The sequence below is a fragment of the Nonomuraea zeae genome, from assembly GCF_005889725.1.
Lineage (GTDB): Bacteria > Actinomycetota > Actinomycetes > Streptosporangiales > Streptosporangiaceae > Nonomuraea > Nonomuraea zeae.
Genome location: NZ_VCKX01000457.1, coordinates 1 through 7,088, shown reverse-complemented (window position 1 = coordinate 7,088; position 7,088 = coordinate 1). Strand labels below are relative to the sequence as shown.

The 7,088-nt window shown below is 74.3% G+C and carries 5 protein-coding genes; all 5 read right to left on the bottom strand.

The features are described from left to right. A partial coding sequence (locus tag ETD85_RS58695) for an amidohydrolase (RefSeq protein ID WP_206059565.1) occupies nucleotides 1–1,131 on the bottom strand: 1,131 nt, incomplete at its 3' end. After that, nucleotides 1,128–3,125 (bottom strand): hydantoinase B/oxoprolinase family protein, encoded by a 1,998-nt coding sequence (locus tag ETD85_RS58690; RefSeq protein WP_138698484.1) that lies wholly within the window; start codon nucleotides 3,123–3,125, stop codon nucleotides 1,128–1,130. The genes ETD85_RS58695 and ETD85_RS58690, both read right to left, overlap by 4 nt. Before the next feature lie 3 nt (nucleotides 3,126–3,128). Beyond that, nucleotides 3,129–5,312 carry a hydantoinase/oxoprolinase family protein gene (locus ETD85_RS58685; RefSeq protein ID WP_170247434.1) on the bottom strand — a complete coding sequence of 728 codons (2,184 nt, stop codon included), beginning with the start codon at nucleotides 5,310–5,312 and terminating at the stop codon, nucleotides 3,129–3,131. Then, nucleotides 5,309–6,145 (bottom strand): ABC transporter permease, encoded by an 837-nt coding sequence (locus ETD85_RS58680; protein WP_138698482.1) that lies wholly within the window; start codon nucleotides 6,143–6,145, stop codon nucleotides 5,309–5,311. The genes ETD85_RS58685 and ETD85_RS58680 overlap by 4 nt, the downstream gene beginning before the upstream one ends. Then, complete coding sequence (locus ETD85_RS58675) at nucleotides 6,138–7,016, bottom strand: ABC transporter permease (protein ID WP_138698481.1); 879 nt, start codon at nucleotides 7,014–7,016, stop codon at nucleotides 6,138–6,140. The genes ETD85_RS58680 and ETD85_RS58675 overlap by 8 nt, the downstream gene beginning before the upstream one ends. Nucleotides 7,017–7,088 lie beyond the last annotated feature (72 nt).

The following is a 7,088-nucleotide window of genomic DNA, read 5'->3' as shown; positions in this document are numbered from 1 at the left end:
GGCGTACACCTCCGCGTCGGCCCCGCCCAGCCCCCAGAACACGGACGGCACGCCGGCCGTGGCGCCGAAGACCCCGAAGTCCTCGCTGCCCATCAGCGGCTTCATCTCCGTCACCCGCTCGGGCCCGAACCGGGCGGCGAAGGCGTCGCGCAGCTTCTCGGTCGCGGCGGCGTCGTTGCTGGTGAGCGGGAACGAGTTCAGCGTACGGAACTCGGGCGACCTGGTCGCGCCCGACGCGGCGGCCTCGGCGTTGACCACGCGCTCGATCGCGGCCAGCAGCGTGCGGCGGACGTCGGTGGAGAACGTGCGGATGTTCAGGGTGATGGTCGCCTCGTCGGCGATGACGTTCTCCTTGTGACCGGCGTGGATCTGGGCCACCGTCAGCACCGCGCGCTCGAACGGCGACACCTCGCGCGCGACGACGGTCTGCAGCCGCATGACGGTGGCGGCGGCCAGCACCACCGGGTCGACGGTCCGCTCCGGCTGGGAGCTGTGGCCGCCCCGGCCGTACAGGCGGATCTCGATGCTGTCGGCGGTGGCCAGGATCTCGCCGGGGCTGACGAGGACGGTGCCCGCCGGGCTCGGGAAGACGTGCTGGCCGAGCACGACGTCGGGCGTGCCGATCCGGTCGAACAGCCGGTCGTCCACCATCGCCTGCGCCCCGGCCGCGATCTCCTCCGCCGGCTGGAACAGCGCCACGAGCGTCCCGCGCCACCGGTCGCGCCCGGCGGCCAGCAGGGTCGCCGCGCCGCTCAGGCAGGTCACGTGCATGTCGTGGCCGCAGGCGTGCATGAGCGGGATCTGCCTGCCCTCGGCGTCCCGGGTGGTCGCGGTGCTCGCGTACGGCAGTCCGGTCGCCTCCAGCACCGGCAGCGCGTCCATGTCGGCCCGCAGCGCGACGGTCGGGCCCTCGCCGTTGCGCAGCACGCCGGCCACGCCGGTGCCGCCGACGCCGGTGGTCACCTCGAACCCGGCCGCGCGCAGCCGGTCGGCCGCGAGAGCCGCCGTGCGCTCCTCCGCGAAGGACAGCTCGGGGTGCCGGTGCAGGTCCTGGTAGAACGTCGTGAGCTCGTCGAGCAACGGTCCTTCGAGCCCCTTCATGACCGCGCCGACCGCGTCAGAACCGCTCATGCCATCACCTTTTCCAGTGCGGAGATCTCGTCGTCGAGCGTACGACGAGCGGTGCCGACCTGCTCGGCGGAGGGGCGAGTGCGGGGGAACCCGTCGGGCAGCTCGCCCAGTACGGCCGTGTAGACGGCGGCCCTGCGCGGCCCGCGGGCCGGCCTGGGCAGCCGGAACAGGGCGGCCACCAGGCGATCGACCGTGTCAGTGTCGAAGACGGACTCCCACGCCTGCCGCTCGGGCCCGGCGGCGGCCACCTCGGGGTGCTCCCGCCTGGCCGCCGCGGTCGCCTCCACGTCCACGGCCGGCGCGGCGTCCGGCGCGTCGCGCAGGATCACGCCGTAGTCGCGGGCCGCCGCCTCGCGGGTCACCACGCCGCGTTGCACGTCGCGCAGCACGGCCTGCGGATCCCTGGTGTACGCGGCACCGTAGCCGCCCGCGCCCGAGGTCAGCAGGGTGACGACGTCGCCGGGCTCCAGCGGCAGCACGTCGATCTTGAAGTGCCTGCGCTCCCGTGGCGTGCCCGGGTTCACGATCAGCTCGGTCGGCGCGCCGGGCCCGCCGCCGCGCACTCCCCAAGGGCGGAAGCACATCCGCTCCAGCCCCCTGGCCAGCAGCTTCGAGCCCTCCCCGAGCACGCGGAAGGTCAGCTCAAGCCCGCAGCCGCCGCGCCAGCGGCCCGCGCCGCCGGAGTCGGCGCGCAGGCCGTACCTGAGGATCTCGACGCCGATCTCCGTCTCCACCGTCTCGACCGGGTTGTTGGACAGGTTGGAGATGCCGCTGTCGCGCCCGTCCACCCCGTCCGAGCCGTCGCGCGCGCCGGTCCCGCCCACCATCGGCTCGAGCACCTGGACGTTCTGGCCGGTGCCGCGCTGCTCGGCGACCACGACGGGCACCACCAGGCCGCTGGAGGCCGCGGGCAGGACCTGCGGCGCGGCCAGCCCGAGCGCGCCGCCGACGGCGTCGTTGACCCGGTTGGCCGAGGCGTGCCGCACGCCCACGGCGGCCGGGTGCAGGGGATTGACCAGCGACCCCTCGGGCGTGGTGACGCTGATCGGCGCGATGAGCCCGGCGTTGAGCGCGATGCCCGGGTCCAGGGTGCAGATGAGCGCCAGGACGCGCGTGGTGATCCAGGCGTGTGGCCGGCCCAGCGTCGCGATGTTGAAGGCGGCGGCGACCTGCGGATCCGTGCCGGTGAAGTCGAGGTGCAGGTCGCCCGCGCGCAGGGTGGCGGTGACGGACAGGCGTACCGGGATGCTGGAGACGGCGTCGTCGTCGAGGTAGTCGACGAAGCGGTAGGTCCCGTCGCCCAGGCTCGCCAGCGCGGCGCGGGCCTTGCCCGCGGTGTAGTCCACCAGGTCGCCCTGTGCGGCGAGCACCGTGTCCACGCCGTGCTGGGCGATGACGCCGGACAGCCGCTCGCGGCCGGTGCGCAGGGAGGCGAGCATGGCCCGGATGTCGCCCAGGTTGGCCTCGGGCGTGCGGCTGTTGGCCGAGATCAGCGCCTCCACGTCCCGGGCGGGCTGCCCCGCGCGGACCAGCTTGACCGGCGGGATCTGCAGGCCCTCCTGGAAGATCTCGTCGTTGATCGGCGACAGGCTGCTCGGCACCCGCCCGCCGATGTCGGAGCAGTGGATGAACGCCCAGCCGTAGCCGATGAGCTCGCCGTCGTGGAAGTACGGCTCGATGAGCTGGATGTCGGTCAGGTGGGTGGCCAGGCCGCCGGACCGGTACGGGTCGTTGGTGATGATCACGTCGCCCGGCTCCAGAGGCCCGGCGGCGCGTACGGCGGTCAGGACGTTCAGCCCGACGAACCCGGACACGCCGATGCCCCTCGGGTAGGCCACGAAGCCGCCGTCGAGCCCGGCGAAGGCGCAGCAGAAGTCGGCGGTCTCCTTGACGTACAGGGACCGGCTCGTGCGCTGCAGGGTCAGGCACATCTCCTCGGTCAGGGCGCTGAGCCGGTTGCCGACGATCTCCAAGGTGACGGGGTCGAGCCGCACGGGTCAGGCCTTTCGACGGAGGTGCAGATTGCCGGCGCCGTCCACGTCGCCGGACCAGCCGGGCGGGACGACCACGGTGGTGTCGTCCTGCTCGACGATCGCCGGGCCGGCGAAGACGTCCCCCACGCCCAGGGCGGCCCGCAGGTACACGCCGGCCTCGTGCCAGGCCCCGGCCAGCAGCACCTGACGGTGCCCGGCGGGGCCGGGGGAGCCCGTCCCGCGCGGGGCGGCGGCGGGCGGCAGCTCGGCCACGGGGGCGACGACGCCGAGCCGGGCGGTGCCCAGCTCGATGGGGGCGTTCTGGTCGCGGAAGCCGTACAGGCGCTCGTGCTCGGCGTGGAACGCCTCGGCGATCGCCCTGGCGTCCAGCCGGTACGGCTCCAGCGCGACGCGCAGCTCGTACGCCTGGCCGGAGTAGCGCATGTCGGCCGAGGACGACAGCCGGGCCACGGACGCGGCGCCGTCACCGGACTGCTCGGCGAGCCAGTCGCGGGCCTGGACGGACAGCTCGGCCAGCACGCCGGTCAGCCGGGCGGCGCTCTCGGCGTCCAGCGTGCGGCGCAGGCTGCGGGCGAAGTCGCGGCGCAGATCGGCGCCCGCCGCGCCCAGGGCGCAGAACGTGGCGGCCGTCGGCGGGACCACGATGTGGGCGATGCCGACCTCCTCCGCGAGCATGGCCGCGTGGGTCGGGCCGGCGCCGCCGAAGGGGACCAGGGTGAACCTGCGCGGGTCCAGGCCGCGCTGCGCCATGATCTTCTGCAGCTCGGTCGCCATGCCCGCGGTCGCCACCCGCAACGCACCGGCCGCCGCCTCGCACGCGCCTTCTCCGGCCGCGCCTTCCTCGGCCGCGCCGTCCCCGGCCGCGCCGTGTCTGGCCGCACTGTGTCTGGCCGCACTGTGTCTGGCCGCGCCGTCCCCGGGCGCGCTTTTCCCGGGTGCGCCGCCGTCGAGGCGGTCGGCCACGCCGGACAGGGCCTTGGCGGCGGCGCCGGCGTCGAGCCGCATCCGGCCGCCGAGGAACGTCGCCGGGTCGATCAGCCCCGTCACCAGGTAGCAGTCGGTCACGGTCGGCCGGTCGCCGCCCCGCCCGTACGCCACCGGCCCCGGGTCCGCGCCGGCGCTGCTCGGCCCGACCTTCAGCACCCCCTGCCCGTCCACCCAGACGATCGAGCCCCCGCCCGCGCCGATGGCGTTCACCGCGACGATGGGCACGATCAGCGGCAGCCCGCCGACCGTGGTGTGGGTGGCCAGCTCCGGCGCGCCGCCCAGCGTCACGGCGATGTCGCTGCTGGTCCCGCCCATGTCGAACGTCACGATGGCCCCGAGACCGGTGCCGCGGGCCAGCCGCGCCGCCGCCGCGACCCCGGCCGCTGGGCCCGAAAGCACGGTCTCGATCGGGCGTTCCGCGGCGGAGCGCAGGCTCATCGAGCCGCCGTTGGAGGCGCTGATGAAGATCGGGGCGGGCACGCCCAGGCCGCGCACCCGGCTCTCCAGCCGGGCGAAGTAGTCGCGCATCAGCGGCTGGATGTAGGCGTTCAAGCAGGCGACCAGCGCCCGCTCGTACTCGCGCACCTCGGGCCAGACGGTCGCGGAGGCCGTCACCGGCAGGCCGGGCAGCCGCTCGCGGAGGCCGGCCGCGATGCCCTCCTCGAAGGCCGGGTCGGTGTACCCGTGCAGGATCACGACCGCCGCCGCGTCCGCGCCGGTGGCGCGCAGCGCCGCGGCGGCCCGGTCCAGCTCGGCGGCGTCCGGCTCGGTGACCGGCTCGCCGCGCGGGCTCAGCCGGGCGGCGAGCTCGACGATCCGGTTGCGCGGGACGAGGGGCTCCTCCTTGCCCGCGTACAGGTCGAAGGAGGAGGGCATGCGGCTGCGGCCGATCTCCAGGATGTCCCGGTAGCCCTCGGTCACGACCAGGGCGATGCGCGCGCCCCTGCGCTGGATGACCGCGTTCAGCCCGATCGTGGTGCCGTGGGTGAGGCCCGCGACCTCCTCGGGCCGCAGCTCGGCCTGGGCGAGGATGGCCGCCAGCCCGTCCGCGACCGCCTTGGAGGGGTCGGCGGGCGTGCTCGGCTCCTTGTGGTGCACCACCAGGCCGCGCTCGGGCACGACCGCGACCAAGTCGGTGAACGTCCCCCCGACGTCGATGCCGATCCGCGCGGTCGCCCCGTCTTCCGATCCCGCTGTCACAATGCCTCCGAAATACGAGCGAACCGGTCAGCCACCACCATCACGACCACGCTCGCCGCCATGAGCAGCGTGGACACCGCGGCCATCGACGGATCGAGCTGGTACTGCACCGCCGAGAAGATCCGCAGCGGGACCGTCGTGGTGTTGGCGCCCGCCACCAGCGCGGTGACCGCGACCTCGCCCAGCGAGGTGACCGCGGCCAGGATCGCGCCAGCGAGGATGCCGGGCCGCAGCAGCGGCAGCGTCACCGTGAAGAAGACCCGGGCCCGCCCCGCGCCCAGGCTCGTCGCGGCCCGTTCGAGCGCCGGGTCGAGCTGTGCCGCGCTGACCGTGACCGCGCGCACCACGAACGGCAGCGCCACCAGCGAGTGCGCCAGCCACAGCCCGGGCAGGGAGTTGATCAGCCCGACGCCGTGGAAGTAGTAGAGCAGCCCGAGCGCGATGATGATCTCCGGCACCATCAGCGGCGACAGCGCCAGCCCCTGCAGCAGCCTGCGGCCGGGGAACGAGCCCTGCGCCAGCCCGTACGCGGCCAGCGTCCCGATCACCACGGTCGTCGGCACCACCATCAGCACGAGCATCCCGCTCAGCCGGAACGACACCTGCCAGTCGGGCGAGCCGAGCACGTCGGCGTACCAGCGCAGCGACAGGCCGGACGGCGGGAACGCCATCGACCCCGCCGCGTTGAACGAGCTCACGACCAGCACCACCAGCGGCGCGATCAGGAACAGGAAGACGAGCGCCGCCAGGCCGCCGGCCACCAGCCGCACGCCCCGGTCGTAGGCACTGTCATAAGCACCGTCATAACCACGGCCGTAGCCACGCTCAGCCATGCAGCCGCCTCTCCCAGATCCGGAACACGCCGGCCAGCAGCGTCGTGGACACGATGGTGAGCGCCAGCAGCGCGAAGCTCAGCGCCGCCGCGACCGGATAGTCGAACACGGTCGTCACCTGGTCGTAGACCCGGATGCCCGTCAGCGGCTGGGTCACCCCGCCGACCAGCAGCGGCGTGATGTAGATGCCCATGGCCAGCGCGAACACGATGAGCGCGCCGGTGACCACGCCCGGCAGGCTGAGCGGCACGGTGACGCGCAGGAACGTCCGGATCGGCCCGGCGCCGAGGGTCTGCGAGGCGCGGTGCAGGTTGCGGTCCTGCCCGCCGAGCGCGGTCGTGAGCGGGATGATCGCGAACGGCAGCAGCACGTGCGTGACCGCGGCCACGACCGCCGGGTAGCTGGTGAGGAACTGGACCGGCTGGTCCCGCAGCCCGGTGGCGACCAGCGCCTTGTTGACGACGCCGTTGCCGGACAGCAGCACCACCCACCCGTAGGTGCGCACCACGACGCTGGTCAGCAGCGGCGAGATCACGATGACGAACAGCAGCGTGCGCAGCACGCCGGCGCGCCGCCGGGCCAGGAGGTAGGCGGCCGGGTAGGCCAGCAGCACGCACAGCACCGCCACCAGCAGCGCCGTGGCCAGGGTCTGCAGGAGCGAGCCGTAGAAGTACGGCTCGGTGAACACCCGCCCGTACTGCGCCAGGGTGAACCCGGGCAGGGCCGCGTTGAAGCTGTCGACCGGGTTGAAGCTCAGCCGCAGGAGGCGGACTAGCGGCACCAGGAACAGGGCGGCCAGGAAGACGACGAGCGGCAGGACGTACGTCAGGCCGTGCCGGCGGCCGGTCCATCGGCGCGGCGCGGCCGTCATCCGGCCCCCGTCCCGGGCGCGGTCCCCGTCCCGGGCTCAGTCCCCGCCCCGGGCGCGGTCCCTGTCCCGGCC